This window comes from Neolewinella agarilytica (assembly GCF_900110645.1).
Lineage (GTDB): Bacteria > Bacteroidota > Bacteroidia > Chitinophagales > Saprospiraceae > Neolewinella > Neolewinella agarilytica.
In genome coordinates, this window is sequence record NZ_FOFB01000008.1 from 89,993 (window position 1) to 115,849 (window position 25,857).

Here is a 25,857-nt window from a genome sequence, read left to right on the forward strand (position 1 = left end):
GGTAAATCATCATTTTGTTCGTAGCGGAAAGATAGTTCGTAATCAGAAGGCTTTCCTGGTTTAGAGCCGTCACTTTTCAGGTTTAAGGCTCTAATCACCACTGCAGGCAGTCTGATTCGCTCTGGTAAAAGAACAAGTTAATCAATGATTTGGGTGCGAATGCCCGAAAAACAGCTCCAAAGTATGATATTTAGTCATTCTGGGCGCGTTCGCAGGTGCAAGGGCGGTTGGAGGAGCAATGAATTAGCGTAAAAACAGCCTTTTGACTGAATTTCGTCAATTTGACACCTAATCCTACATTTTTGCATAAAAAAGATAAACACTTTCGCACCTGGCCGTGAACAGGCAGTTGAGAGAGGCAGAAAGCACGCCGAACGAGGGTGCTGCCCAAACCTATTCATTCGCTACTCTTTAAGCCTTTCATCATGAAAAACACTCTACTCTCTTTATTTTTTGTTCTGTTCAGCTTTGGCCTCAGCGCCCAGTCCGCCACCGAAGACCTACGCGTTTTCCCCAATCCGGTTACCAGTTACTTTGAGATTGGTCATAGCGACCGGGTTACGAATGTTCGCGTCATCAACATGGCCGGCAAGGAGGTCAAGCAGTTTGATTTCCGCCCGAATGAGACCTACGACATCGCCGAACTACCCGCCGGCATGTACCTCGTTCAGCTACGGGACGCTGCTGAGAAGGTGATCCACACCCAACGGGTAAAGAAAAATTAGGCCACGGGCCATCCCAAAAACTAAAGTCTTACGATTTTCTGAGATTACGTTATCCTTTTTGATTTATACTCTCTAAACGGGTTCTCTAAGCAAATTTCTTTCTTCAAAGCTCACCGGTCAGTAGGATGACGGGTGAGCTTTTTTACTTCACACTGCTCTCAAAACACCTCCTTGCACCTGCGGCCCCGCGCCATAAAATTTATCATTCTGAAAAAATTCTTGCTTTCGCACAATAATTTTGTTATTTTGCCATTGTGCAAGTCTTTAAATAAGTTTTTAATCCTCATGTAAAATTTTTGAGAGCTATGATGAATGAAGAAGTAAGGACCATTATGTCCAAAAAAGTAACCACAGCATCACCCCGCCAAACCGTTGGCGATGTACTGGCGCTGATGGAGCAGAAGCGGCTGCAGCAACTGCCCGTAGTGGAGGGAGGGAAACTCGTTGGCCTCATCACCACCTACGACCTTTGGCATAATTGCCGCCAGAATCCCGGTTGTCATGAAAAGCTCGTCAGTGACGTCATGACTTCTCACGTCGTTAAGCTTGCCCCGAAGGATAAAGTAGGAACCGCCGCAGAGTTGTTCATGGATCGCCGCTTTAAGACACTACCCGTCGTTAACCTGCAGGATGAACTAAAGGGGGTAGTGACGGCCTTTGACGTTATAAAGTACAGCTTCAAGAAGGAATACCCGGAGCCCATCCTGTACGCTGATCGCTTATAAACAGCGGGGTACACGCCGTCTAAAAGGAAAAATTGGTAATTCAACAGGAAGTATCGGTAATTGGAAGCTGCTGTCCGGCCCTAAATTTGTGGATGTAATTATTAACCATCACAAAATTTATACCATTATGAAATCGATCACTTCCAATAAACAATTCAATGCCATTGTTGCCAGTGGACGTCCTTTTGTTCTTGACTTCTACGCCGACTGGTGTGGCCCCTGTCAGGCACTGTTACCTACGGTAGAAAAACTAGCCGATGAGTTCTCTGACTCCGTCGATGTTTACAAAATCAATATTGACGAGCAGCGCGACCTGGCGGCTAAATTTCAGGTGAGAAGCATTCCTTCTCTCTTCTTTATGGAAAGTAACAAGATTAAAGACAGCCTGAAAGGAATGGCTTCTGAGCATCAGTTGCGTAAGAAGATTAAGGCACTGGCCTGATAAACGATATTTTTTAGAGACGGGCTATCCAGCAATGGGTAGCCCGTTTTTTAGTTTCATCTCTTTCACCTCGAAGAATTTTAGCCAGTCGGGCGGAAGCCGACAACGATCACATTGAGCGGGAGTTTACCCGCCACTAAGCGGCACATCATCGAGGTGCACCATCATAGCTGTAAGGAGCGCGTGTACCGACTAAGCGCCGATCAATAGCGCCCCACCCGATCAATGATGCGCCCTTTAATCTCTTCGCGCCAGGCAGCGGCGGGGTCACTGCTGGGCTCCGTGTAATAATAGAAGTAGTGAGTTTCCCGGGCGAAGGGGCTATGTTGTACTAAAAGAGTATCGGTCCGCTGAAAAAACTCTGACGCAGGCTGGGGGTAATCTTCTACGGATATTTGCCGGTCAAAGGTCATCTCCCGCGGTACCCAGAGGATGAAACTGGCGTTATAACTGACCGGCTCGGGCAGGTCGTATTTTTTACGGTAGAAAGACAGCGCTCCGGCCTGGCCGTAGTTGCCGCCATAGATGAAGCAGTTGGCCTTGTCTTCGGGAGCCAGCTGATGATACTCTTTGGCAACGGCCTGCACCATTTCTTCCCAGCCGTGCATGTCGGCGTAGTCCTGGCTCAGATCGCGGTACTCTCCATCTTCCCAGCGGAGCGGAGCGGCGAGGCCCACCTCGTCGCGTATGAATACGCCGAAGGTTTGCATCTTGTCAATTGGTAAGACCGGTAAGCCAAAGGGGATGAACAGGAAGTTTACGGCAAAGACGGGTAGCAGCCATAAGCTTTTTTGCCCCACCTTTTCTTCCCAGAACAAACCACCCGCTGCCATCAGGGAGGTGTAAGCCCCCATGGTATAGTAGGCCTTACCGCTGAGGGCGATCAATAAAAACATCAACAATAAATAGGCCCAGGCGAGGGAGCGATAGGGGTGTAGTCTTTCTGCGGTAAAGAGATAATACAAACCGGGAATCCAGACGAAAACCCCTGCGGTATGGAAGAGGAATTGCGGCAACAGAAAATCGGCTAAAGACAAGTTCACCAGTTGGGTTTCGGCCAGTTCCTGCATATGGCTGACTACGGGAAAGTCATAGTAAAACTGCCAGGCCAGGTTAGGCAGCCACATCAGCAGCGCGATGGCTGCGGCGCGCCAGAGGTATTTGCCGGCGAGTAATTTCCGTTGCGGCGTAAGCAGTATGCCTACCAATAGTGCCAGCAGGTAAAACACGACGCTGTATTTGGTCATGAGCGCCAGCCCGGTTACCAGCCCGAGAATGTACCAGTCTTTCGCCCGTTCGTGATTCACCACCCGGACCCAGGCCAGGCCGATGAGTAACCAGCAGAACTGGTTGAAACTCACCGGCTGAAAGAGCGCGTTAGACCCCAGGAAAACGGGAGACAGCAACCAGGCAACACCGGCAATGAGTTGGCCGCGTTTACCGCCACCGAGCTCCGTCACCAACTTTAATAATAGGTAGAGACTAAGCATTCCGACGAGTAAGACCGGAAACTTCGCCGCCCAGACGGAGGTGCCGAACACCAGCCGGCTCAGGCCGGCTACCCAGCCGATGATGGGCGGCCCTTCCATGTAGCCCCACATGGGGTGGCTGCCTTCGGCGAGGTAGAGAAATTCGTCGCGGTGAAGGCCGTAGCCGTTGAGGACGGCGACTAGGTGCAACAGAAATTTGCTGACCAAAAGACCGATCAAGGTATTCCGGTGAATGGACGGCTGGGAGGAGGAGTTCAAGAACAGGTGAAATTAGTGCCTGGCTAAAATAGGGAGTGGATCGATATGGAAACATTAAAACCGATGTGAACCCCGCTGGCTTCGACCACTAAAGGTTCTCAATCCATCAATCCTGTAGCTGGCCCGGTCGAGGAATTGTATTCCGAGCCCTGACGAAATAAGAAAATAGCGACCGGTACTCGGAGTGCAACTCCTCGACCATTACGGTTCTCGTGGGATTTGACCGCCGCAGGCAGCCACGAAGTGCACCCATCATTCCACGCCCCCCTTTCCCCTTTATTCTCGCGGTTCCCGCGGGATTCGACCGCCGCAGGCAGCCACGTAGTGCACCCATCAACCCACGCCTCCCTCCCCCCCTTTTTCTGCGGTTCCCGCAGGATTTGACCGCCGCAGGCAGCCACGTAGTGCACCCATCAACCCACGCCTCCCTTCCCCCCCTTTTTTACGGTTCCCGCGGGATTTGACCGCCGCAGGCAGCCACGTAGTGCACCCATCAACCCACGCCTCCCTTCCCCCCCTTTTTTGCGGTTCCCGCGGGATTTGACCGCCGCAGGCAGCCACGTAGTGCACCCATCAACCCACGCCTCCCTTCCCCCCCCTTTTTTGCGGTTCCCGCGGGATTTGAACCCACAACCCACGCCTTAACAAAGCGTCGCTCTACCATTGAGCCAGAGAACCAAAATGACCCGTCACGGGCGGCGTGCCGGCGTTGTTCGCCGGGCCGCCCGTCGGGTTCCAGGATGATTTATCTTCGGACGAGGAATTGCATTCCAAGTCCAACCAGGCCAGTGCCGTAGGGTGAGATATTCGGAGTACAACTCCTCGACCAATGCGGTAACGACGGGGCTCGACCGCCGTAGGCAGCCGCGAAGCGCACCCGCAACCCAGCAAAAAACCTTAGTACGTGCGGTAACGACGGGGCTTGAACCCGCAACCCCAGGATAGACAATCCCGAATTCTACCATTGAACTACGTCACCGAAAAAGTCCCGACGAATGGATTCGAACCAATAATCGCTCGCGTATCAGGCGAGTGCATTAACCGTTATGCTACGTCGGAATGTTGGTGTGGTGGGGCTCGAACCCACGACCCACGGTTTAAGAGACCGCTACTCTGCCAACTGAGCTACACACCAAAATTTGAAGATTGGTCAGGCCAATAAGGCCCACCAAAAAGAGCAGTTCTCTTACTGCTAAAGAATGGTCGAGGGGGGAGACAGACCGGGCTTAATTATTAAGCCCCGGTGAAGGGACTTAAGCATTAATGACCCGGCGAATATCTCGCCGGTCGAACCGTTTAATTTTGATTGAATTAATCATGGTTGTTGCTTTGTCTGGACGGTAAATGCCTTAAGCGAATCGATTAGTTGCGACGAGGAAGAAAAATTTCAAAACTTTGCTCGTTAGCCATCTGACAACCGGCAACCTGTAACCTGTATCCTGCCCACTCCCTCCCTACAACCAAAAAACCTTCCCCAGCGCCCGCTCCGTTACGCCCCGTTCCAAGGCGTAGCCCAGCAATACACCGCCTCCGCCGGCTCCGCAAATTTTCAACAGGTAACCTTTGCTGGCCCATCGTTCGTGGAAGGAGGTGGGAATAAAGCCGGGAAGCTCCCGGAGTTGAAATTGGCTGATGGTACGCCAGTTAGTCGTCAATGCGTCCTGATCGTTGTTCAACAGTGCCTCAATGCAGCGGTTAGCGGGTTCGAGCCAGCCCGCATCCGTGGCTGCTTTAAAGTTTGGTTCCTCATCGTATCGCTGGGTGAACTTCTGAATATAATCAGAAGCTTTACGCTCTATCCCCGTATCCACTAAGAAGAAGCGCTTGTTCCAGCCTTCCGGCAATTCCACCGGTTTTGGTGGCTGACCGCCGCCCAGGCTAACGGGCTGATTGAGATAACAGATCAGGGGATCCGTTCCCGAGCTGCTTCCGTGAAAGTGCTGTTCCATTCGGGCCAGTACATCGCGCAGAGCCTCTCCGCGAAGACCAAAACCACGGCTGGTGGCGAAGCGGCTCCAGATGGCGGCGCATACTGCACCGCTGCTGCCCAGCCCGTAGCCAACGGGTATATTCCCTTCCAGCCGCCAGTCCGCCAACAGCTGATCTTCCAGTGCTCCGGCGTCGAGTAATTCCGGAGAGATGGCCACCTTTAGGTAATCCGCAAAAGCCAGGAGGCGTTCATCCGGTGTGCCTTTCGTCCACCGTAAAGAGAGCTTATCATAAGGCACTGCCAACCCCCGGCCGCCACGCAGCACGGTGTGCTCGCCGAAGAGTAGAATTTTTGCTGAGTAGGAACGGGACATGAATTAGCAGGTTGCAGGTTGCAAGGTACAGGTAATGGGGATAATCAACTTGTCGTTACTGAATACGTTAGTGTCAGTATTCAACCATCCGGCGGACGGCTCAGCCCAAAGCCGTCGGTCCGCTACCCAAGGAACGAGGGGGCGGTCCGCCGGCTGGGTTAACATTTAAAAGCAAAGCTATCTATCCCATGCGCCTAGATCACATTGGCATCGCCGTAGGAGACCTCGATGCAGCTGACGAACTCCTTGGCCGCCTCCTCGGCCGGCCGGCCTATAAGCGGGAAACCGTAGCCAGCCAACACGTCTCCACCAGCTTTTTTGACGCTGGCGCCGAAGGCGCCAAGATAGAGTTGGTCGCTCCCGAAGGAGCAACCGGCCCCATCCAAAAGTTTCTCGAAAAACGAGGCCCCGGCATTCACCACCTCGCCTTTGAGGTAGACGACATTGAGGCCGAAATGCGCCGGCTGGCGGAAGATGGCTTTGAACTCCTGCAGGAGAAACCTTCCCGTGGGGCAGACAACAAGCTCGTCTGTTTCCTGCACCCCCGCAGCACCAATGGCGTGTTGGTGGAAATATGCCAGAGTATCCCCGGAGGCATGACCAAAGAAGAAAACGCGCAGTTCTGGGCCCGGCGCTACGCCGAAGAAAAGACGGGCTGGGACATCGGCTACCCCTCTCCGCCCATCACCAACTACCTGGACAAACTCAAGGATAAGGACCTGAAAATCCTGATCCCCGGAGCCGGCAATGCCTACGAGGCAGAGTATGCCTGGCAACAGGGCTTCCGTAACGTTTTTGTGCTCGATGTTGCCGCCGCTCCACTGGCGGGGCTGCAGCAGCGGGTACCTGATTTCCCGGCGGAGCAATTAATTCAGGGCGACTTCTTTTCCCATGCCGGGCAGTATGACCTCATTCTGGAGCAGACCTTCTTCTGCTCTTTTGAGCCCGACCCGGCTACCCGGCAGGCTTACGCCAAACAGATGCATTCCCTGCTCAAACCCGGTGGCAAACTGGCGGGTCTTTGGTTTGACCTCCCAACGGGCACCTCCCGTCCTTTTGGCGGCAGCAGGGAGGAATACCTCTCTTATCTGGAACCTTACTTCAACCTCCTGGCCTTCGCTAAAGCTCCCGACTCCATAAAACCCCGCGCCGGGAATGAATTTTTCGGCGAATTTCAAAAACCTGCATGATCAACGAAAAGAGGTTACTCCTCATCCTGGCGGCCGTTCAGTTTTGCCACATCATTGATTTCATGATCATCATGCCACTGGGCAAAACGATCATGGAAGTATTTAGCATTACACCGGGGCAGTTTGCCTGGGTGGTGTCTGCTTACGCAGGAGCGGCCCTGACCGGCAATCTCATCAGTACGGCATTTATTGATCGTTTTGACCGCCGGTCAGCACTCCTGTTTCTTTTCGTTGGGTTCACGATCGGCACGCTGGCCTGTGCCTTCGCACCAAGCTATCTGATGTTGCTGGTCTTCAGGTCCTGCACGGGTGTTTTCGGAGGTACCCTCGGTGCGCTGGTGCTGGCGATTGTGGGCGATGTCATCCCGCTGGAGCGGCGGGCCTCGGCTATGGGCTGGGTAATGACGGCCTTTAGTGCAGCCAGCGTGGTAGGCGTTCCTTCGGGTATATGGATTGCCTCGGAGTATGGCTGGCAGTCGCCCTTTTTAGTTACGGCAGGCATTTCCGCCCTCTTTGTAGGGATGGCCTGGCTCTTCGTGCCATCGTTGACCGGGCATCTGGTAGCAGAGAAGGAGGTGGCACTTCGGCAGGCTAAGCAAGGGGCGCACACGCCGGATGCAAAGATTGGTGAAGGTGCAATGGCTGCCGCACCGCTCAAGGGCCTTCGCAAAGTTATTGATCCCTTTGTCCGCATTTTTTCCGACGGCAACCAACGGGCTGCCCTCCTTTTTACCCTGAGCCTGATGCTGGGCCACTTCACCATCATCCCCTTCATCGCGCCGTATATGCAGATCAACATCGGCTTCGAAGACAAGCAGGTAAGCCTCATCTACTTTATCGGCGGACTCCTCACCGTGGTCCTTTTACCTTTTTTCGGTAAACTGGCGGATCGCTACGGGCGAATGCTCATTTTCATGACGGCCTCCTTTTTTGCCCTCGGCAGCATCTGGTGGCTCACTAATCTGGATACGGACTCCTTGCTCGTTGGCCTCCTGGCCACCTCCTCCTTTTTTGTCGTAGCCAGTGGTCGTAACGTGCCAGCCACAACAATGATCACCTCCGTCGTCCGCCCCGAAAACCGCGGCGGCTTCATGAGTATCCGCCAGTCTGTCAACGAAATGGCCCTTTTCGGCAGCACCCTAATCGCCGGTTTCATCATCACCGAAGGGCCGGACGGAAAGCTGGAGCACTACGAATTACTGGGATATTTCACGATGATGATGAGTGTGGTGGCCGTGCTGGCGGCTAGTCGAGTAAGAGCTGTTTCATAAGGCTGCGAAGATTGAATCAGGGTTAACAATGAATCGCCAATTCAATGTTTCCGAAGAATCCGTTTATTTTTACGGACACAGTCAGCTTCTGACTTCCTCAACGTTGTCAAATTACTCCTTTCACACAAATCAGTACTCCATGCGTTTAACGCTACTTTTTCTTTTTACACTCGCCCTAACTTTTTTGCACGCACAAACTACCCTAGCAGTAGGCGACCTTGCCGTAGTTGGCTACGCAGCTGACAGTCCTGATGAAGTATGCATCGTAGCTCTGGTCGAAATCGACGCTGGTACTATGGTAAACCTGACGGATAAAGGCTGGCAGAGCGACGATACTTTTATTTCTTCCGAGGGAGCCGGCTCGGTCACCCTTCCCGCTATGACCTTCGGAGATGTCTTCTGCATAGAAGGAAGTGACTTACCTACTTCTTTTAATCTATCAGGATCTGGAGATCAGATCATGCTTTACACCGGAACGGAGGCTTCGCCGACCTTTATCTATGCCTTTCAGTTGGAAAGGTCCTCTTGGACCACCTCAGGGACAATAACCACCAATACCAGTTACGTCCCTACGGGAACTATCGAGGGTACAACTGCGGTCAACATTGGCGCCATTGGAGGTAGTCAAAAGCAAAATGCTTATTATTCAGGACCTGACCTTGTCGATAAAGCTGCCGCTCTGGCGCTCATTGCTGACGGAGATAACTGGACAGGAAACGATGCACGAGTTGATCCAAGCGATAACCTGCCGGTTAACTTAAGCGTATTACTTCCCGTTTCTCTCAGCAATCTTAGTGCCAGTCTTACGGACAAATCCGTCCTGGTGAAATGGTCAACCGCCACGGAGTCTGAGAACGATTTCTTCGCCGTTGAGCGTAGCCTTGACGGACAGACCTTCTCTGAGATTGGCCGCGTAGCCAGCGAAGGCACGACCACCGAAGTAAGCAACTACAGCTTCATGGACGAGAACCCCGCCAACGGCACCAGCTACTACCGCCTGCGGCAGGTAGACCTGGGCGGCACGCAGGCTATCTACGGCCCTGTTGCCGTTTCCCTCACGGGCCTGAGCGTAACGGCTTACCCCAACCCCGCCAGCCAGGAACTATTCCTCGCGGGCCTGAAGGAGAACACGACGGCTACGGTACTGGACATCAATGGTCGGGTACTACAAACAGCTCAGGTTTCGGGCAACAGCCTCAACGTAAGCCAGCTTAAGACCGGTACCTACCTCCTCCGCCTCGAGAGTGAGACGGGCACCGAAACGCTGCGTTTCGTACGGAAGTAATTCCCGCTACGCTCTGTTCAAGGCAACGACGGCCGGCTTCTCCACCAAAGGAAAAGCCGGCCGTTTTGGTTTCCCTTGCTCCAAATAGCTTTCTTTGCACCTGCGTTCGCGCAGTATTAGTCAAGCAGTCAGAGAGTCAGGCAGTCAAATAGTACTGACCTGCTCTTTGACTGCCTGACTCTCAGACTATCTGACCACTTGACTCTCCCCCATGAAACTCGCCCTCTTCGTTTCCGGCACCGGCTCCAACGCCCGCACCATCATTGATCGCTTTCAGGCACACCCTGAAGACGGCGTTGAGGTGGTATTACTGGTCAGTAATAAATCCACCGCAGGCGCACTCACCATGGCCGCTGAGCGGAACATTCCAACGCTGGTATTGAACCGCCAGGAATTCCGGGAATCGGAAGTATTGCTGACGGACCTCGCCCGTTTCCAGGTAGACTTCATCGCCCTGGCTGGTTTTTTATGGCTTGTTCCCGCTTACCTGGTCGAGGCTTTCCCGGATAAAATCCTGAACATCCACCCCGCCCTATTGCCTGATTATGGTGGAAAAGGGATGTACGGCGCGAACGTCCACCGCGCCGTCAAAGCCGCCGGAGAAACCGAAAGTGGCATCACGATCCACTACGTAAATGAGCGTTACGACGAAGGCAATACGGTTTTTCAGGCCGCCGTCCGCCTGGATGCTGAAGACAGTCCGGAGAAGATAGCCGAGCGTGTTCTTCGCCTGGAACACGCCAACTACTGGCGGGTAATTCGACGCTTAGCGCTTGCGGCGCATCAGGAGGAAGGGGGCCAGGATTAAAGCGATCAGGCAAAAAATCCAGGCCAGCCAGTTGATCGATTCATTTCCCATCTTCAGCGGAGCGTTGCTGCCGTAATTAACGAGGCCAGCCCAGTAGTAAGGGTGGCCAAAACCGGGATTTGTGACGGCCTGCCGGTAGTTAACTCCGGCAAGGTGTAATGCCGTTGCGGGCCCCATTTGCTCACTAAGCCCGTCGTAGGTAGAGTTAAGCAGTTCCGCCGTGGTTGCATCATCAATGGACCAGAGACTCATCACCAGCCCCGGCGCTCCGCGCCGGGCAAATCCCCGTCCCAGGCTGGCTACTCCCTCTCCGGGCAATGCTTTTCCTATGCCGGTTTCGCAGGCTCCGATCACTACGAGGTCTGCCCGCAATTGATGGTCAAGCAAATTCGCCATGGAATAGCGGGCGGGCTCCGGGTCGTGAAGCAGAAAGCTGCCTCCATCGGCCAGGTAAGCATGTGTTCCCAGGTGGAGCAAACTGTAAGCATCTGCTTTCTCCCGAAATGCCCTTCGGTTGGCAGCGGCGTTGACTAAGGTGTCCGCTGGAAAGAGCGTCGCTAGATGGCGGACCGTTCGTAGTGTAGCGGGCAGCTCCAGCTCAGCGGGCAGCTGCCCGTCGGCCCTCAGGCGGGCAACGGGCGCCAGTGCCAGCGCCCGGCCGTTACCGCGGCCCCGCCGCTGGCGGGCGAGATCCAGGAGTTGTACGGAAAAGGCATAGTTGATCTCCCGCTCATCATCCAGCCAGGGCCAGTTTTGGTAAGCAGCGTTGCTGGAAGGCTCCGTGCTTAACAGCGCCCCGAAGGGCAACAGGTATAAGTCTCCGTCCGGAACGATCGTCAGAGGTGTCCCTTCCGCAAGGTCCAGCGGAGCGATGAGCTGCTCGTACAACTGGCGGGCATTCTCTTTGCCGAAGGGCTGTCCGGGGCGCTGCAGGTCATCCCGCAGGGCGCGCAGGCTTTTCCCCCAGACAGAAAGCGGCGCTAATTCGGTAAGCCCAAGCCCTCCGTCAGGAGAGTAAGTAAGCGCAATGGTCATATCTTCTCCTACATAATACTCCACCAGGGTTCGGCCGTTCAGCAGTTGACCAATGGTGGCGGGGTCCGGAGGTGGTGCCCCGATGCTGGCATCCCGGTAGGCGGGAAAGGCGGAGAAGATACTGTCTTGCAGCTGTCGGAAGCGTTGGGTAGCAGCGGGAGTGTTTCCGCTAAGCCGGGTCATTCTGGCGACTTCAGCAAGGCGTAGGTTGACGTCGATGGGGAGTTGCTCACTAGCCATCGTTGTACTTAGCTCATCCAGTAAGAGCCGGCTTCGGGCTTTCTCCATGAAGTAGAAAGCTGAGTTCGGGTCATCCGTTTTCATGGCTACGTTTAGCGCCTGGTCATAAAGGCTACGTGCATCCGCTCTCCAGTAATTACGGGTTTCATCCAGCAGCTGATCCCGTCGCATAGCGTCCAGCAATTCATCCGTACGCCGATAGGTACTGAGTGCCTGTTTATAGTGGGCTGGTTGGCCGGTATCTCCCATCAGATGGTGCACCTTGGCGAGGTCCAGAAGGATGGTCAGTAGTCTTGGCCGATCGGTCATCATTTGATCCAGACCGGGCAAGACTTCCGTTCCGGAAAACTTAAAATCGGGAGTCGCTATCTCCAGAGCCCGTTGCGCATAGTAGAGGGCACTGTCTAACTGTCCGGAGAAGAGATGAGCGGTAGACAGATTATCGAGCGTACCCGCAACATCCATGTTCGGGCGTTGATCTGCATCAGAGAAAGAACGGGCCAGTCGCAGAGCTTTATGGTACTGCCGCAGGGCAGCCTCCGGCTGCCCCGAGCGCCGGTAGGCCATGCCGAGATTGCCGTAGATAGCCGTTAAGTCTTCGTCTTCGATTTCCATCTCATGGGCGAGCGCTTCGGCTTTGAGGAGGTGGCCGATGGCCACCTCTTGCTGGCCGGCATCACTCTGGGCCCAGCCCAGTAGGTTGAGCGTTTCCATCTCCCCGTAGGTGTATTCATCCGCCCGAAAGCTGGCCAGTGCGCGCGCCAATGGTTCCCGGGCAGCTTCCCCTCCACTGGCGTTGGATTTGTTCACGTGCATCAGCCCCAACTGCTGATCCAGATAAGCCCGTTGGTAATCATTACCCGCAAAGGGAGGCAGCGAGGCAGCCCGGGCAAAGGCTCGTTCACTGGCTTCAAATTCTCCCGTTCTCCCGTATACAATACCACACTGGTAATGCGCCACCCCTTCTTTCCGGTTCGGTGCCCGATTGAGGATAACGGACAAATGATCGAGCGCCTCTCCGTATTCTCCTACCTCAGAATAATAGGTTCCAAGGTTGAAGGCGGAGACCAGTACTTCATCCGCGAAGTCATCTTCGTGGGAAAGGCGAATGTCCAGGGCTTCTCCGGTAGCCCTAATGGCGGAGCGGTAGGCACCAAAGGAATAGGCCGTCCGCCCGGCCTGATGCAGCAACCATGACCTTCGCCCAAGAGAATCTTCTGGTAACTCCCGGGCAAGACTGATCAGGGAATCATATTCCATCCGGTCTTCCGGATATTCCCAATCATCTTGTGCCTGGAGAGACCCCAGCAGTAAAAGCAATACACCAATCGTTAGTCTTATGCCTGATTTCCTCATAAAAAATGCCTTACCCTTCGGTTAGGAAAGGTAAGGCACGATGAGCAAATGCTGGTATCTGGCTACGGAAGAGTAACCCAGTTAAACACCTTATAAGGTAATACCTGCCCGCCGTAGTTCACCGTTGCGCCAGTTCCCTGAGCTTCGATGGTGGCCAGTAACATGTTACGGAGCGTAACGGGTCCGTCATTGGGGTGCAGGTGGCGGTAGTGAGCCGCCAGGGCTGAAGCAAAGGGAACCGCAATCGAAGTCCCTCGCTTACGGGCAAGGTTATTATTATAGCCCATGTGATGAGGCATCAACCCGAGTAAGTTGCCGCCGGGAGCTGCCATGAAGTCACTCCCCGGAACGCCAGGGTTAGACCGGAAATTCGTCAATGGCCAAAGTAAAGTCCCCGTCCGCGTAGCCGAAACGAAGAAGATGCTCTGAATGGGATTAGCCTCCAGCGCAAATTCAGAAGGGTAGTGACGGGTACTGCTGAGGTCGCGGCGGTAATTACCGGCGGAGTTCATGGTGGCGACTCCACGAGACTCAGCATATTCAAAAGCTCCCCTGAGGATATTGTCCGATTCGCCATAAAAACCCCAGCTGGCGTTGATGACGTCCGCCTGATGATGGGCGGCGTAGAGTACGGCACAACTGGCGTGGAAGGTGGTTCCCACACCATCATGGTCCAGCATTTTGAGGGACATAAAGCGGTAGTTCACGTCCGGTGCGTTGTTCTTGAGTTGTTGAGCAATGCGACTGGCGATGTGCGTACCGTGGGAGTGATCATCAAGCGGAGCGTTGTCATCATTGATGAAGTCCCAGCCAAAAATATCGTCATCGAAGCAGAAGGGATCGTCCTGCTCGTCTTCCTCGTTTTCCCAGAGGTAAAGCGGGGCCATACCATTGGTGGTTTGTGGATGCTGGAAGTAGGGGTCAATACCACTGTCCAGAACGGCAATAGTAACGGGGGCGTTTCTATTCGTGCTGGGAATGACCTTGAAGTTAGGTGGCAGCTGGTTGAAGTCCAGGTTGTTTTTCAGCTGGTCCAGTTCCGGAATAACGTAGAAGTTCGGTTCTACTTCTTCCTGGCCAATAGCCTGAGCCACTTTGTTTTTTCCGGCTTTGCCTCTTTCTTCTCCTCCTACGTTTTTCAGGTGGATGTTGTAGAGCTGGAACTCGTCGGAGCAACCACACTCCCCGATCAGGGAAACGTTACGGGCACCGAAACGGCGTTTCAGCTTAATAAAGTCTGCCTGAAAATCAGCCGCGGCATTTGCCCCGGTGTATTTGAGGACGTACTGACCCGGCACGTAGGCGGCGTTGCCCGCACGGCCAACGGGGTAGCCGAGTTCTTCGAGCTTTTCTTCGTAGTCCTGAAAGATGGGGATGTAACGATTCTCGATGGGATCGGTTTCCTGGGCGGAGAGGAAGAGCGAAAAACAGCTCAACAGAGAAAGGAGAATAAAACGTTTCATAGCATTAGTAATTTTGGCTACTGCATGGCCTTAAGAAGAGTATTCGCGCGTTGGGCGAAGGGGGATGACGGAGAAGAAGAAATATCAGTAAGTATTTGCCTGGCAGCATCTGGCTGTTGACTGCGCAGTAAGGCAAGTGCCTGGTACCAGCGTGCAGTGTCGCGGTAGCTGGCGTTGTTATTAGCGAGTTCGTCAAAGACCGGGATAGCTTCCCCGGCTTTGTTGGCACCGAGGAGACTGATGCCGTAGTAAAGACGGGCAGAAGCAGGCGCGGCCGCAGGTGCAGAGGCGAGGTAATCGGCAAAGGCAGTTGCCGCCGCCGCGTAGTCGCGGCGATCGTAGGCGAGGCTGGCAGCCGCCAGCTTTTCATCCAGCGATGCCGGGCTGTCTTCGCCGCCCATGGTCCGGCTATCGAGCTCATTGGCGTAAGGAGTAAAAGCCTCGGCGTAGAGCGCTTCATAGTCCATTGCCGGCTGGTGAGTAAGCCACCAGGAGCCAGCAGCAATCAGTAAAAGGATTGCAGCAGCGATGGCATACAGCCGGCTGAGCCGGCGAACGGTGGCCCCTTCATGGCTCTTCGGATCTTTCTCTGCACCTGCGGTAGCGCCCCCTACTGAGCTAGTCGAGGAACCCTCTTTTTTATCGAGGTCACCAAACTTAGCCGCAAAGGCCAGGTCGAGTTCTTTCATCAGCTCCGCTGCCTCGACATCCGCTGATAATTCTTTACGCCCACGATCTGCGGACCGCCCGAAGTCATCCATATCGGGAGATTCTTCTCCCCGGATCCATCGTTGCCGGTCTTGCCTGTTAGGATTGCTCATGCGCCATTTTTTCGAGATTAATACGAAGGTTACGCCGGCCGTTCTGCAAGTAGCTCTTTACCTTCTTGAGGTCATACCCCGTGGCTTCGGCCACGTCATTATAGGATTTCCCCTGGAGGTAAAACAACTTCACGCACCGTGCCTGCTCCGCGGGCAGTTTCGCCAGCGCATCGGGCAACATGGTTAGCCGTTCTTCACTTAAGGGACGGTCAGCATCAATGGATTCCACAACCAGCTCCGACGAAATTTTACTTTCCCGCTCCCGAAGCCTGATTTTTTTGCGCAGGAGATCAATACAGTGGTTCCTGCTGGTATAGAATAGCCAGGCCCGAAAAGTCTCAATGGGTTGGTTACAGACCTTTAAAGTTACTTTCTCAAAGACGTCCATGGTAGCGTCTTTGGCCGCTTCGCGGTCCTTCAGGTAGTCCAGGCAAAGACCTACCACCAAATGCCCGTACCGTTGATACAGGATGCCTAATGCCTGCCTTTCGTCTTGTTTACAGAAGGCTGCCACCAGCTCCAGGTCCGTGGCTGATTGCATATCAAAAAGAGTGTCTTAATAAAGAAGGGATGCCGGCTTGCACCAAGCCAATTGTTAGCGTTTTATTCCTTGTTGTCACTGACGAATTTAAGGAAAAATCCCTTGGGGTTATGGATTCCCTCAGCATTCCTCGTCCCTAGAGCGAATTTTCAATCACCCTGTCTTTATGAAAAAAGGCAATAACCCAATCATCCGTTATGATTTTCCGACTATTATTCTCCTGCCTGATTGTTTGTGGCCTGGCCGTTTCTGTTGCTGCTCAGGCGGGCTCCAATCCTTGTGCCACCATCGCCAAAAAACATCTGGGAACCCTGGACCAGCACCTCGACCTGGACTACAACCAGATGAAGTGCCTCAAGGAAAAAGCGGTACAGTTCTGTACGGCCAACAGTAATAACCCTGCCAGCAGCAAGGCCCAGCAAAAAAAGCGATTAGCCGCCTTCCAGAAGGCGCTACTTGAGTGTCTTAACCCTCGTCAGCAAACCAAAGTAAAAACTCACTTCCGTAACAAGCGGGATGAGAAAGAACGCAGAAGTATCCTGCAAGCCTTTCTTGAAGAGTTTGGCGACGAGGTAATCGTGATCAAAAAGCGAAACTAAAAAAGACCAGCATGCGCTTACTATTGATTAGCCTGCTCTTCATCGGTAGCCTTCCTCTTCTGCTTGCGCAGGAAGAGGAAGGTTACGGGGAGGAGGAAATGACCATTACCGCTCCGGCTTCTTCCCCCGTGGGGAACACGCTGGCCAAAATTGCCACAAAACTTCAACTGACCGACGAGCAACTACCGCAGGTAGAAGCTATCCTACGCGAGTTTCAGTCCACTCCAAAAGCAGATTCGCCTCAGGCGAAAAAAGCCCGCCGCCGGGCCCTCCGTGCCCGGATCTCTACCGTCCTCACTCCCGAACAACAAACACTGATGCGCCAGAACAGTCGTCCTTCCAGCACCGGAAATGCACGTCCGCAAACTGCGGCAAAACGAAACTGGCTGGATGTTTTGATCGACGACATTGCCGCACCACTGATTGATAAACGGCGAAGGAAAGGCCGGCAAAAAAATTAGTGCTTCCACATTCATTCAAATTCAACAACTATGAGAATCTCTTTTTCCGCACTACTCCTTTTCTTTTGCTTTGGGTTAGCACATACCCAAAGTTGTAAATCAGCCCCGAGCGTGGTGTCTGACCTCAATGGTGAAATATCCCGGATACTTAAGGCTAAAGGCTGTACTCCTAACAATTTCCCGCAGTGTTTATCCAACCCCAGCACATATTTATACCTGACTGACCAAATGGTTAAGTTCTGGAACCGTAAATCTTCCTCCTGGGCAACCATCGGTCCGCGCCGTCTCAACTTTGGCAAATGGGAGCAAGGCCGGATAGTCTCCAGCGGAGGCCGGATGTACATCAGTTCGGTGCCGTCCAATAAGAGCAAACTCACCGTTAATATCCGGGAACTTGACGGCAAGGGAAAAACCAGCTACGTTATCTGTAAAGTAAACCGTAATGGAACCTACACTAAGCTGAAAACAGGGTGGTTCAACGAAGTGAATTCTCAAAAAAGCAATAAGCGGGAAACCCGCAGCCATACTCTTTCAGGCGTGAAGGGCCATTTGATCAGTATACATTTCGACGGCAAGTCAGTGGGAAATACCTTTCAATATAAGGTTAAGGTCGAGTAGTCAACTTTTCAGGCTTAGGAATGCTGCTGAAAGCAGGTAAGCCAGAGACTACTCCCCATAAAGGAGAAAGCCTCAACAGTACGGATACTGTTGAGGCTTTCTCTTATTTGGAAACCAGGATTGGCTATTGGGCCATTTCCAGCATCGTGATGTACTTGTCAGCGGAAGCAGCTTCCGGGCTCTGACCGAAGTCGGTCTTAAGGCGGCGGAAAGCAGCCAGTGCTTCGTCCGTACGGCCCTGGCTCCGTAGCAGCAGGCCAAGCTTGTTGAGGTAGTAACCACCCGTGACGAAGTTTTCGCCAGCAGCACTGATGGCACTTTCGTAGGCGCTGATGGCAGCGTCCGTATTGCCCAGTTCACTTTCAGCATCACCGATGATGCCGTATTTCATGGCGGGGAGCAATTGCCCTTCCGCACTGAATGCTTTAGCGAAGTCAAGTGCTGCTTCGTACTGACCGAGGTTGAGGTAGCTAACGGCTGCGTAGTAGTTGGCCAGGTTACCAGCTTCCGTACTTCCGTAATCATCAATGATATCGAGGAAACCGAGGCCGCCCTGACCGGGGTTAGCCAGTGCCAGACTGAAGCTGTCCCGTTCGAACTGTACCTGTGCCTGCTCCATAGCAGCAGCGGCATTGCGTTCAGCGGGTTGCTTAACGAAAGTCTGGTAAATGAAGTAAGCGGCAATTAGTGCACCAATCAGGAGCGCGCCGTAAATGATCGTGTTACGGTTACGCTCAAAAAAGTCGAGGCCCTGATCACGAACTTCAACAATGTCTACCAGGGTATCATCACCCTCAATAGTGGGGCTAGCAGTTCCGCGAGTCCGACCTGTGCTTGGTGTTCCCGTAGGACGACGACCAATGTTATTCTTTTTTGCCATTATCTCAATAATTTGAAAGGCCCCGTATCAGCGGAGCCCCGAAAGCGAGCGCAAAGATAAGGAATGTCGGGATATTGTTGAGTTGATGGGGATAAACAAACCTACGGGCACAAAAAAAGCGATCAGCAGGGGAACATTTCGGTGCTCTTGCTGATCGCTCTGGGTCCTGTAAAAAAAGGACTATCTCCTTATTTTCTGACTACGTCAGGAAGGGGTAAGGCTCGGAGTAGTTATCCGTGTAAAGCTCGGAGGCGTCCGGCCAGGGGCTTTCTTCAGCAAACTTGGCTGCCTCGGCAACTTCTTCCTTAACGCTGTTCTTGATGGCTTTGATTTCATCTTCCGTAGCGAGGCCGTTATCGAGGATCAGTTTTTCGGTCACCTTGATGGGATCCCGATCCTGGTATTCTTTAACTTCTGACTTTTCGCGGTACTTGGCGGGGTCAGAAACGGAGTGTCCTTTATAGCGGTAGGTCTTAATTTCCAGGTAGTAAGGACCTTTGCCGGAGCGGATGTGCTTTGAAGCACGGGTAATGGCCTCATGGACGGCTGCGGGGTCCATACCATCAACACTCTCTGAAGGCATCTCGAAGCTGGCACCGAGTTTAGACATATCGGTGACGTTACTCGTCCGCTCTACGCTTGTTCCCATCGCGTAGCCGTTGTTCTCACAGATGTAGAGGGCGGGGATTTTCCAGGTCATGGCCATATTCCAGCTTTCCCAAAGGGCGCCCTGGCGGGAAGCACCGTCGCCAAACATGACGACACAGAGGTTCTTTGTGCCATTGTACTTTTCAGCGAAGGCGATACCGGTGCCGATCGGAATCTGAGCACCAACGATGCCGTTGCCTCCGAAATACTTGTTCTCTTTGCTAAAGAAGTGCATAGAGCCTCCCTTGCCCTTCACAATACCGGTGGCTTTGCCATAAAGCTCAGCCATCGCCTCCTTCATGGTAACGCCACGGCCAAGGGCCGTTCCGTGCTGGCGGTAGGCCGTCACAATACCGTCATCTTTAGTAATTACACTTTCCATGCCCGCCGCAACGGCCTCCTGACCAATGTAGACGTGGCAAAAACCGCGGATCTTCTGCTGACCATAAGACATTAAGGCCCGCTCTTCAAAACGGCGGATACGCAGCATCAGCGTATACCATTCCAGATATTGCTCTTTGCTGTATTTCAGGCCTTTGGCCGTGCCATTCTTTTTGGCGGTGGAAGTCTTTTTGGTCCGCGAAGCGGGCTTTTTAGTTGCTGTTGCCATATCGATGTAGCGAAATTTCGCTCGTTTTAGGAAAGTTACTGGCTAAATATAAGCCACGGTGGAGAAATGCCGGGGTTCAAACCTACGCTTCTCTATGAGAACCGTGAGAAAGAGCCATGGTTCAGGAGGAACAAAAAATATTAGATCTCTTCCGGAATACGTTATGCCACCAAAGATTTTTCCTCTCTTTCCGGGTGAGTACGAGAGTCTTTATTTTTGCAAAAGTGATCAAGCCACTTTCTGGCCTTACTTTTAGCCTTCCCCAAACAACAACTTTACGGATCCATGCCTCAGTCACCAGCCGACCGCCTCATCAGCCGAATTACCGCCTTGCACAAAAGCCTGCAACTAGGCGAAGGACACAAGATCTCCGCCATGGAGCGAGACCTGATGCTCGGTTATCTGCGAGAGCTGTATGAAATTTATGCTGGCCACCAGGACCAACCGGCTCCACCCCGGGCGGCAGCGCCCGCAGCGCCTAAAGTGACGCCTGCCCCTGCTCCGGTACCTCCCCCGGCACCTGCGCCCGCGCCCGCGCCCGCACCACCTCCACCCGCTCCGGCTCCGGTTGCCGCTACCCCGGCGCCTCCACCCGTGCCCGTACCGGCGCCTGCGCCTGCGCCACGCGTGACCCCCACACCTCCTCCGGCGCCGCCTCCCCCGCCCGCCCCCACTCCGGCCAGCAGCGTTGATGCCGCAGCGCTGTTCGCTGATGAAGGTCCGGCCAGCCCCTTTGGCCGCCAGCCGCTGGCTGACCTGACCCGCGCCCTGACGATCAACAATCGCGTACTCTTTAGCCGGGACCTCTTCGGAGATGACAACGAACTACTCAATACCACCCTCCGGACGCTCAACACTTCCGGCTCCTTTGCCGCAGCCCGGCCTGTGCTGGAAAGCATCGCCCGCCGCTTTGACTGGAGTGAAGAAACGAAAGTGGAAACCGCCCGTGAATTCATCGAACTCGTCCGTCGTCGCTATGCTTAAAACCATCCTGAAAGTTATTGCTGCCCTTGTGCTCGCCATCATTGGTGGCGCCTTTTATCTGGCCGGCGCTTCTGAAAACGTGGAACCTGACACCCTGGAGGTGGCCGACCTGTCGCCCCCTGAAGGTCTGATGACAATCGCTTTTGGCAGCTGCAACCGGGAGGACAAACCCCAGGACTTCTGGCCCGTTATTGCTAAAAACAAACCCGAAACCTGGCTGTGGCTGGGCGACAACGTCTACGCTGATACCGGAGACCGGGACCAGCTCCAGGCCGAGTTCGATCGCCAAAAAAATGCCCCCGAATATGCCGCTTTTTTGGCCTCCGTAAAGCAGGTATATGGCATCTATGACGATCACGATTATGGTCTGAACGACGGCGGAAAAGAGTGGGAACATAAAGAAATGGCCCAGGAGCTGTTACTTGACTTTCTAGATGTCCCGGCGGATGCGGCCGTGCGTAGTCAGGCTGGCGTTTACCAAAGCTATACCGTAGGAGAAGGAAATAATTCGGTCAAAATCATCCTGCTGGACACCCGGTATTTCCGGGATGCCGTTGTCCCCCCCACCAAAAAGGGTCATCGCTACGGGCAGAATGCTAATGGAGACATACTGGGAGAGGCCCAGTGGGCCTGGTTGGAAAAAGAATTAACGAACAGCCCCGCTGCGGCTCACGTCATTGGCAGCAGTATTCAGGTACTTCCCCAGGAGCATGGGTACGAAAAATGGGATCTCTTCCCGGCTGCCCGGGAGCGCCTGCTGGCATTATTGTCAGCCACGCGGCCAGCCCTTCCCATTCTGCTGAGCGGTGACCGCCATCTGGCGGAAATCAGCCGGGTAGCTATTGAAGACCAATTCCTCTACGAAATCACGGCCAGCGGCCTGACGCACTCGTACGAAGCTGCGGACGAGCCCAACGCCCATCGGGTAAGCCCACTGATCGGAGAGAAAAATTTTGGACTGCTGCATTTTTTGGCCGGGGCCTCCGGCTTACAGCTGCTGGCTGAGGTAAGAGCCATTGATAACAACGAAGTTTTAGCCAGCCTGGCCATCGGCTCAGATACTAAGCCGGTGAACAAAGCGGCTCTTTCCGCAATTATTCATCCAAAAGATGATATGCTCAGCCAGCTAAAAGAATGCCCTGAAAGCCCCAATTGTGTCAGTACGCAAACCGCTCAGGCGGACAAAAAGCGGGAGGCAATACCCTACACCGGAACGTTTGAGGAAGCTAAGGAAAAGCTGAAACGAGCCATCAACTCCATGCCCCGTACAACGCTCAAAAGTGAATCCGGTAATTACCTGCATTACACCTTTAAGACCTTCCTGATTCCCTTCACGGACGATGTGGAATTTCTTTTTGACGAGGAGGCGAAGCTGATCCATTATCGCAGTGCCAGCCGGGTAGGCCACAGTGATCTGGGGGCCAACTCCCGCCGGATGAACAAAGTCGTAAAGGCCTTCCATGAGCAATAAGTTTCACCGCAATGAGCGGTTGAAATCCCGTAAAGAGATTGGCCGGCTTTTTGGCAAGTCCGGCCGCTCCCTTAGTTCTTATCCACTACGGTTGGTATACGCTGAGGCAGAAGAAGTCCGGGGGACCTTTCCGTATCAGGTGGCCTTCGTGGTACCCAAGCGCAGGTTCAAAAAAGCGGTAGACCGAAACCTGATCAAGCGTCGCGTGCAGGAAGCCTATCGACTACAAAAGCGGCTCATTGGGGCGCACACGCAGGTGCAGGGGAATACTCCGAGAAAGCAATGGGCACCGCCGGCGAAGCAACTGGCCCTGATGTTCATTTATACCGGCAAGGAGGCAATGCCCCAAGCCTACATCGAGCGAAAAATGAAGAAGCTGCTTGGGCAACTTGCCGAGCGGGAAAGCTTAACTTAGTATCCGAATAAAATACGTGGGCCGGTCACGGGGTTTTCACCCCGGACCGGCCCACATGTGTAATTTCAGGCTGGTGGACAAAATTTGAACATCTCCACCCGATGGTTTATTTCCAGACCGTTAGAAGTCGTCGAACGTCGGACAGATGGGCTGCCAGCGGCCCAGCACAAAGTCATCAATCAGGTTACCGGACTGTTGTTGGTTGAAGAGGTAAGTGGCCACGTCTTCTCCTCTTCCAAGCGACTTCGCGATCCGGCTGGAGACCAGCGGAGCAGAGATCGACGTTCCCGCCAGAAAGTTGAAGTCCGTACCACCATACGTTGGCGTTTTAGCGGATAGGTAGCCACCCAACGTTACGGAGCCAGGACTGAAGTTTGAGAATTCCTCCACGCGATCTACTTCCAGCGCATCACTGCCCGGAATGTAGAGATAAGAGCCTACCGTAACCACATTGTCGAACTCCAAGGAGAAAACAGCGGGGTACTGCGGACGGAAGTCCAGATTCTCCTGGTCATTACCGGCTGCAGCAACGACAATACATCCCTGGGACCTTGCGAAACCAATGGCGCAGGCCAGCGCATCGGGTCGTTCGTCGGGGTAAGCTCCCCAGCTCATATTGATGACATCGCTTTTCATTTTTGCGGCTTCCCAGGTAGCCACTACGGCACCAAAGTAGGTGGAGTTTCCGTCGGGGCCGAAAATCTTATGGTGAACCACCGTCAGTGGTAGATCTCCCGTATAGGTACCAATAAGCGCGCCAGCAGTGTTGGTGCCATGGCCCGTTTCATCATCCGGCACATTTTTGGCGTTGAAGAAATCGTAGCCGTACAGTCCTGTGTCCAGGTAAGGGGCAAACTTCAGGAACTTATTGACGTGGTTCCCCCATACTTCGTCCCAGTTACCTCCCAGTTCAATTCCACTGTCAATCATCGTCACGACCAGCTGGTCTCCTTCATCAGCTGTGGAACCTTCTCCCAGTTGGAAAACCAGGCACTCCAGGAATTCAGTTTGTTTTCGCTGCTCCAGGAAATCAATATCCTGCAGGCCGTTAGTCCCCGGAGCCGGAATAGAAATGATGAAGTCTTCGTCCACGTAGTAGTCATCCGTGTTCTGGCGGGGGCGTTTTTTGGCCAGTGCGTTACCCGTTAAATCCGGGTCAAGGCCAGGGGGTACATCCATTGCGCAAACCATACCCTCCGGGCTGTCATAACACTCACTTTCTTCGAGGCCAATTTCCTGTTTCCAGGAATTGAGGTCAAGATTAGGGTTGCAAGTACCAATGATGACGCGCTGGGTAGAACCTCCATCACAGGAAAAGTCTAAGCGTTCCAGTTCATTCTGGGGGCTGATGCCACGGTAACTGAAAGAGTTGTTATGGCCCGGGCTTTCGTTAAAAGCTCCAAAAGCAATGTACTCACCACCTTGCTGAGGGTCATCCGGGAAGTAAGGTTCCAGGTTAGTGCCGGGCCCCGAGGTAACCAGATCAACCGTGACGTAAATATCCGTAAAGCCGGTAGCGCCGGTAATCGGGATGATTTGTGCAGCAGCGTTTGTGAAAATACAGGAGGTTAAGGCTTCTACGAAGTCCGTTGTGCAGCCTTCCACCCCAAACACCTGAATGTTCGCCCAGGCACGGGTGCCATTGTAGAAGTGAATGTCAATGTCTCCATTATTTGTGGGCTCGATCCGGAAGGTCCGGCCCCAGGGAGATGCGGAAGGGCAGTCTTTGGGCAGGTCAGGAATGACGCCCTGTTGCTCTTCGTTGATTTTGAAAAACTCCAGCAATTGCGGAGAACAGTTTCCGTCGCTAAGAGCAATATCGGGAACCGTATAGTCGCATTGCGGAGTAGGCATATCATCATCTTCGCAGGCAGCCCAGGTGAGGACCACACATACCAATGACAGGTAAAACAGTTTCGTAATTCGCATCGTGTTGTAATTGAGAACAATAAAGAGGTGTGCCAAACCAAGCAGGATTTGACCGTTTCACCGCTTTATGGGATGAATAGCGTTATCGTTACTAAAGATAGGGACTTTTTTTCGCCACCCTCTATAACCATAGTCATAAGCACTTCGCAGTTCAATTTGAAAGCTTAGTTTTGCCCACCAACTTTATCCATCATTCGAATGCCCCAACGTACCCTCCGTCTGATTACCGATACAACTACTGATGACCGGCCCATCTACGTGGCCGGAAACTTTAATAATTGGGCAATAGGGAAAGAAGAATTCCGGCTTGAGGAGACTGCCGAGTCCGGTCAGTTCGAAATCAGTCTAGATCTACCTGACAGCCTGACACACATCGAATACAAATACGCCCGGGGAGGCTGGGAAGGCGTAGAGTTGGGGCAACACGGCGAAAATGCCTTAAACCACAGTCGCTACGTCGATAAAGACTGGTCCGTGCCTGATCAGGTAAAAGTATGGGCTGGCGCAGGGCTTCACTACCGGGAGGAGCATCTTCCCAAGATCGTGGTGCTCAATGAATCTTTTGAGATTCCCGAGCTCATTCGCACCCGACGGGTAGCAGCCCTGTTACCTCATGACTACTACGAAACGGATAAGCACTATCCGGTTTTATACTTACAGGACGGTCAAAACCTTTTTGATGAGCACGCTCCCTACGGCAGCTGGGGAGTAGACAAACAACTGGCCAGCATGGCTGGCCGGGGAAAAGGAGATGTGATCATCATTGCCATCGATCACGCTGCCGAAGAACGCATCAGCGAGTTTACGCCCTCCTTCAAAACCAAGCTGGGGCGCGGAGAGGGGCGGCAATACATCCGTTTCCTTGCCGAAACGCTCAAGCCATACATCGACGGGCATTTCCGCACCCTGCCGGGAGCAGAGCATACGGGCATCGGGGGCAGCTCCCTCGGCGGACTGATCAGTATCTATGCGGGAATCATTTACCCTACGATTTACGACCGGCTGATGATCTTCAGCCCTTCGCTTTGGGTAATCCCAAAGATCCCTTACCACATTATGCGGCTGACGCACAAGTTCAGGGGCAAAATTTATCTCTACGGCGGAGAGGCGGAAAGCAAGTCGATGGTATCAGACATGCTCCGCTTTGAAGAAGAATTAAAACAGGCAACAAAGTCTCAACTGGTGGAATTCAAGGTCGTCATTGATCCCGTTGGCCAACATAATGAAGCCCGCTGGGGAGAGGAATTTCCGCGGGCGATGGAGTGGTTGTTTTTTGGATAGTGCAGCCA

23 protein-coding genes and 4 tRNA genes are annotated in these 25,857 nt (G+C 53.5%); 14 read left to right on the forward strand and 13 right to left on the reverse strand.

The genetic code is table 11. The features are described from left to right. Nucleotides 1–425 precede the first annotated feature (425 nt). The 3 genes from BM123_RS09005 (at nucleotide 426) to trxA (ending at nucleotide 1,892) form a co-directional block, all read left to right on the forward strand. On the forward strand, nucleotides 426–725 hold the full coding sequence (locus BM123_RS09005) for a T9SS type A sorting domain-containing protein (RefSeq protein WP_090167481.1): 300 nt from the start codon (nucleotides 426–428) through the stop codon (nucleotides 723–725). A 305-nt stretch (nucleotides 726–1,030) separates the two neighbouring features. Continuing rightward, a complete protein-coding gene (locus tag BM123_RS09010; RefSeq protein ID WP_090167483.1) occupies nucleotides 1,031–1,450 on the forward strand; it encodes a CBS domain-containing protein in 420 nt (139 codons plus the stop codon). 127 nt (nucleotides 1,451–1,577) lie between these two features. Further along, entirely contained in the window at nucleotides 1,578–1,892 is a 315-nt protein-coding gene (gene trxA / locus BM123_RS09015; RefSeq protein WP_090167485.1) for a thioredoxin, read from the forward strand. A 203-nt stretch (nucleotides 1,893–2,095) separates the two neighbouring features. Here the strand turns inward: trxA and BM123_RS09020 are convergent, their stop codons facing one another. The 6 genes from BM123_RS09020 to BM123_RS09045 form a co-directional block, all read right to left on the reverse strand. Beyond that, on the reverse strand, nucleotides 2,096–3,640 hold the full coding sequence (locus BM123_RS09020) for a glycosyltransferase family 39 protein (protein WP_090167487.1): 1,545 nt from the start codon (nucleotides 3,638–3,640) through the stop codon (nucleotides 2,096–2,098). A gap of 606 nt (nucleotides 3,641–4,246) precedes the next feature. Then, nucleotides 4,247–4,318 (reverse strand) — tRNA-Asn (locus tag BM123_RS09025). A gap of 229 nt (nucleotides 4,319–4,547) precedes the next feature. Then, nucleotides 4,548–4,619, reverse strand: a tRNA-Asp gene (locus BM123_RS09030). A gap of 7 nt (nucleotides 4,620–4,626) precedes the next feature. After that, nucleotides 4,627–4,699, reverse strand: a tRNA-Ile gene (locus BM123_RS09035). A 3-nt stretch (nucleotides 4,700–4,702) separates the two neighbouring features. Further along, nucleotides 4,703–4,775, reverse strand: a tRNA-Lys gene (locus BM123_RS09040). Nucleotides 4,776–5,094: 319 nt separating this feature from the next. After that, complete coding sequence (locus BM123_RS09045) at nucleotides 5,095–5,943, reverse strand: mevalonate kinase family protein (RefSeq protein ID WP_090167489.1); 849 nt, start codon at nucleotides 5,941–5,943, stop codon at nucleotides 5,095–5,097. 188 nt (nucleotides 5,944–6,131) lie between these two features. Here BM123_RS09045 and mce point away from each other — a divergent pair, with 188 nt between their 5' ends. The 4 genes from mce (at nucleotide 6,132) to purN (ending at nucleotide 10,497) form a co-directional block, all read left to right on the forward strand. Further along, nucleotides 6,132–7,133 carry a methylmalonyl-CoA epimerase gene (mce, locus tag BM123_RS24565; protein ID WP_245748482.1) on the forward strand — a complete coding sequence of 334 codons (1,002 nt, stop codon included), beginning with the start codon at nucleotides 6,132–6,134 and terminating at the stop codon, nucleotides 7,131–7,133. After that, nucleotides 7,130–8,404, forward strand: coding sequence for an MFS transporter (locus BM123_RS09060; RefSeq protein ID WP_245748484.1), 1,275 nt, complete (start codon nucleotides 7,130–7,132; stop codon nucleotides 8,402–8,404). Before mce ends, BM123_RS09060 begins: the two co-directional genes overlap by 4 nt. A gap of 139 nt (nucleotides 8,405–8,543) precedes the next feature. Next, nucleotides 8,544–9,689, forward strand: coding sequence for a T9SS type A sorting domain-containing protein (locus tag BM123_RS09065; protein ID WP_175489311.1), 1,146 nt, complete (start codon nucleotides 8,544–8,546; stop codon nucleotides 9,687–9,689). Nucleotides 9,690–9,900: 211 nt separating this feature from the next. Beyond that, nucleotides 9,901–10,497, forward strand: a complete 597-nt coding sequence (purN, locus tag BM123_RS09070) for a phosphoribosylglycinamide formyltransferase (RefSeq protein WP_090167493.1) — start codon at nucleotides 9,901–9,903, stop codon at nucleotides 10,495–10,497. Here the strand turns inward: purN and BM123_RS09075 are convergent. The 4 genes from BM123_RS09075 to BM123_RS09090 all read right to left on the reverse strand — a co-directional run bounded on the left by BM123_RS09075 (nucleotide 10,456) and on the right by BM123_RS09090 (nucleotide 15,953). Next, nucleotides 10,456–13,128 (reverse strand): CHAT domain-containing protein, encoded by a 2,673-nt coding sequence (locus BM123_RS09075; protein WP_090167495.1) that lies wholly within the window; start codon nucleotides 13,126–13,128, stop codon nucleotides 10,456–10,458. The genes purN and BM123_RS09075 overlap by 42 nt on opposite strands. A gap of 62 nt (nucleotides 13,129–13,190) precedes the next feature. Then, on the reverse strand, nucleotides 13,191–14,591 hold the full coding sequence (locus BM123_RS09080) for a S8 family serine peptidase (RefSeq protein WP_090167497.1): 1,401 nt from the start codon (nucleotides 14,589–14,591) through the stop codon (nucleotides 13,191–13,193). Nucleotides 14,592–14,608: 17 nt separating this feature from the next. After that, a complete protein-coding gene (locus BM123_RS09085) occupies nucleotides 14,609–15,412 on the reverse strand; it encodes a tetratricopeptide repeat protein (protein ID WP_090167499.1) in 804 nt (267 codons plus the stop codon). Continuing rightward, entirely contained in the window at nucleotides 15,399–15,953 is a 555-nt protein-coding gene (locus BM123_RS09090; protein WP_090167501.1) for an RNA polymerase sigma factor, read from the reverse strand. The genes BM123_RS09085 and BM123_RS09090 overlap by 14 nt, the downstream gene beginning before the upstream one ends. A gap of 197 nt (nucleotides 15,954–16,150) precedes the next feature. Here BM123_RS09090 and BM123_RS09095 point away from each other — a divergent pair, with 197 nt between their 5' ends. The 3 genes from BM123_RS09095 (at nucleotide 16,151) to BM123_RS09105 (ending at nucleotide 17,631) form a co-directional block, all read left to right on the forward strand. Beyond that, entirely contained in the window at nucleotides 16,151–16,552 is a 402-nt protein-coding gene (locus tag BM123_RS09095; protein ID WP_090167503.1) for a hypothetical protein, read from the forward strand. 11 nt (nucleotides 16,553–16,563) lie between these two features. Continuing rightward, on the forward strand, nucleotides 16,564–17,013 hold the full coding sequence (locus tag BM123_RS09100) for a hypothetical protein (protein WP_090167506.1): 450 nt from the start codon (nucleotides 16,564–16,566) through the stop codon (nucleotides 17,011–17,013). Nucleotides 17,014–17,241: 228 nt separating this feature from the next. Beyond that, entirely contained in the window at nucleotides 17,242–17,631 is a 390-nt protein-coding gene (locus BM123_RS09105) for a hypothetical protein (protein WP_090167508.1), read from the forward strand. Between the two features lie 124 nt (nucleotides 17,632–17,755). Here BM123_RS09105 and BM123_RS09110 read toward each other — a convergent pair whose 3' ends face one another. Beyond that, nucleotides 17,756–18,511 (reverse strand): tetratricopeptide repeat protein, encoded by a 756-nt coding sequence (locus BM123_RS09110; protein WP_090167509.1) that lies wholly within the window; start codon nucleotides 18,509–18,511, stop codon nucleotides 17,756–17,758. 199 nt (nucleotides 18,512–18,710) lie between these two features. After that, the gene (gene pdhA, locus BM123_RS09115) at nucleotides 18,711–19,769 is read right to left on the reverse strand and encodes a pyruvate dehydrogenase (acetyl-transferring) E1 component subunit alpha (protein ID WP_090167511.1); all 1,059 of its coding nucleotides are present in this window, start codon (nucleotides 19,767–19,769) and stop codon (nucleotides 18,711–18,713) included. 285 nt (nucleotides 19,770–20,054) lie between these two features. Here pdhA and BM123_RS24190 point away from each other — a divergent pair, with 285 nt between their 5' ends. Genes BM123_RS24190 through BM123_RS09130 form a run of 3 tightly spaced genes read left to right on the forward strand, consistent with a single transcriptional unit; the run spans nucleotide 20,055 to nucleotide 22,639 of the window. Further along, nucleotides 20,055–20,753, forward strand: coding sequence for a hypothetical protein (locus tag BM123_RS24190; RefSeq protein WP_175489312.1), 699 nt, complete (start codon nucleotides 20,055–20,057; stop codon nucleotides 20,751–20,753). Continuing rightward, nucleotides 20,746–22,224 carry a DUF1499 domain-containing protein gene (locus tag BM123_RS09125; protein WP_175489313.1) on the forward strand — a complete coding sequence of 493 codons (1,479 nt, stop codon included), beginning with the start codon at nucleotides 20,746–20,748 and terminating at the stop codon, nucleotides 22,222–22,224. The genes BM123_RS24190 and BM123_RS09125 overlap by 8 nt, the downstream gene beginning before the upstream one ends. Next, entirely contained in the window at nucleotides 22,214–22,639 is a 426-nt protein-coding gene (locus BM123_RS09130; RefSeq protein ID WP_090167515.1) for a ribonuclease P protein component, read from the forward strand. Before BM123_RS09125 ends, BM123_RS09130 begins: the two co-directional genes overlap by 11 nt. 120 nt (nucleotides 22,640–22,759) lie before the next feature. On the opposite strand, the gene BM123_RS09135 is transcribed toward BM123_RS09130, so the two are convergent. Beyond that, nucleotides 22,760–24,604 carry a S8 family peptidase gene (locus BM123_RS09135; protein ID WP_090167517.1) on the reverse strand — a complete coding sequence of 615 codons (1,845 nt, stop codon included), beginning with the start codon at nucleotides 24,602–24,604 and terminating at the stop codon, nucleotides 22,760–22,762. A gap of 162 nt (nucleotides 24,605–24,766) precedes the next feature. Between BM123_RS09135 and BM123_RS09140 the strand changes: the two genes are divergently transcribed. Further along, nucleotides 24,767–25,849 carry an alpha/beta hydrolase-fold protein gene (locus BM123_RS09140; RefSeq protein ID WP_090167519.1) on the forward strand — a complete coding sequence of 361 codons (1,083 nt, stop codon included), beginning with the start codon at nucleotides 24,767–24,769 and terminating at the stop codon, nucleotides 25,847–25,849. Nucleotides 25,850–25,857 lie beyond the last annotated feature (8 nt).

Bases quoted from the DNA above. Each gene is read 5' to 3' on its own strand.
- BM123_RS09005 (WP_090167481.1), top strand. From the start codon at position 426: ATGAAAAACACTCTACTCTCTTTATTTTTTGTTCTGTTCAGCTTTGGC.
- BM123_RS09010 (WP_090167483.1), top strand. From the start codon at position 1,031: ATGATGAATGAAGAAGTAAGGACCATTATGTCCAAAAAAGTAACCACA.
- trxA (WP_090167485.1), top strand. From the start codon at position 1,578: ATGAAATCGATCACTTCCAATAAACAATTCAATGCCATTGTTGCCAGT.
- BM123_RS09045 (WP_090167489.1), bottom strand. From the start codon at position 5,943: ATGTCCCGTTCCTACTCAGCAAAAATTCTACTCTTCGGCGAGCACACC.
- mce (WP_245748482.1), top strand. From the start codon at position 6,132: ATGCGCCTAGATCACATTGGCATCGCCGTAGGAGACCTCGATGCAGCT.
- BM123_RS09060 (WP_245748484.1), top strand. From the start codon at position 7,130: ATGATCAACGAAAAGAGGTTACTCCTCATCCTGGCGGCCGTTCAGTTT.
- BM123_RS09065 (WP_175489311.1), top strand. From the start codon at position 8,544: ATGCGTTTAACGCTACTTTTTCTTTTTACACTCGCCCTAACTTTTTTG.
- purN (WP_090167493.1), top strand. From the start codon at position 9,901: ATGAAACTCGCCCTCTTCGTTTCCGGCACCGGCTCCAACGCCCGCACC.
- BM123_RS09075 (WP_090167495.1), bottom strand. From the start codon at position 13,128: ATGAGGAAATCAGGCATAAGACTAACGATTGGTGTATTGCTTTTACTG.
- BM123_RS09080 (WP_090167497.1), bottom strand. From the start codon at position 14,591: ATGAAACGTTTTATTCTCCTTTCTCTGTTGAGCTGTTTTTCGCTCTTC.
- BM123_RS09085 (WP_090167499.1), bottom strand. From the start codon at position 15,412: ATGAGCAATCCTAACAGGCAAGACCGGCAACGATGGATCCGGGGAGAA.
- BM123_RS09090 (WP_090167501.1), bottom strand. From the start codon at position 15,953: ATGCAATCAGCCACGGACCTGGAGCTGGTGGCAGCCTTCTGTAAACAA.
- BM123_RS09095 (WP_090167503.1), top strand. From the start codon at position 16,151: ATGATTTTCCGACTATTATTCTCCTGCCTGATTGTTTGTGGCCTGGCC.
- BM123_RS09100 (WP_090167506.1), top strand. From the start codon at position 16,564: ATGCGCTTACTATTGATTAGCCTGCTCTTCATCGGTAGCCTTCCTCTT.
- BM123_RS09105 (WP_090167508.1), top strand. From the start codon at position 17,242: ATGGTTAAGTTCTGGAACCGTAAATCTTCCTCCTGGGCAACCATCGGT.
- BM123_RS09110 (WP_090167509.1), bottom strand. From the start codon at position 18,511: ATGGCAAAAAAGAATAACATTGGTCGTCGTCCTACGGGAACACCAAGC.
- pdhA (WP_090167511.1), bottom strand. From the start codon at position 19,769: ATGGCAACAGCAACTAAAAAGCCCGCTTCGCGGACCAAAAAGACTTCC.
- BM123_RS24190 (WP_175489312.1), top strand. From the start codon at position 20,055: ATGCCTCAGTCACCAGCCGACCGCCTCATCAGCCGAATTACCGCCTTG.
- BM123_RS09125 (WP_175489313.1), top strand. From the start codon at position 20,746: ATGCTTAAAACCATCCTGAAAGTTATTGCTGCCCTTGTGCTCGCCATC.
- BM123_RS09130 (WP_090167515.1), top strand. From the start codon at position 22,214: ATGAGCAATAAGTTTCACCGCAATGAGCGGTTGAAATCCCGTAAAGAG.
- BM123_RS09140 (WP_090167519.1), top strand. From the start codon at position 24,767: ATGCCCCAACGTACCCTCCGTCTGATTACCGATACAACTACTGATGAC.